This is a genomic window from Burkholderia sp. SIMBA_062 (assembly GCF_046534765.1).
GTDB classification, from domain to species: Bacteria; Pseudomonadota; Gammaproteobacteria; order Burkholderiales; family Burkholderiaceae; genus Burkholderia; species Burkholderia ambifaria.
Map to the genome: position 1 here is coordinate 1 of NZ_JAWRYD010000314.1, position 267 is coordinate 267.

At 65.2% G+C, this 267-nt stretch carries 1 protein-coding gene; it reads right to left on the bottom strand.

Annotated elements, in window-relative coordinates:
• Window positions 1-267, bottom strand: a 267-nt coding sequence (locus SB786_RS36500; RefSeq protein ID WP_410731618.1) for a hypothetical protein, incomplete at both ends; no start/stop codon positions are given.

Below are 267 nucleotides of genomic sequence, written 5' to 3' on the forward strand. Positions count from 1 at the left end.
GGAGTGGCGTTCCCTGTCCGAGGCAGAATCAGGCATCGCGCGATCCGGTTTTTAGCAGCCTTCGAGTGATCGCTTGCGCTCGAGTCGAACGGCGGCGCCGGGTCGATCGCGGCCCGTGACGAAGTGACGACCAGGCAATCCCGGACCCGATCTCCCGCTGACCGAGCGATCGAGTCTTGCGTTACGTACATCATGCTCGACGCAGCCGACACCTCCAGCACCCCTAACGCGCCTTCCGCGCCGCCCGCTTGCGCATCGCGCGTTTCT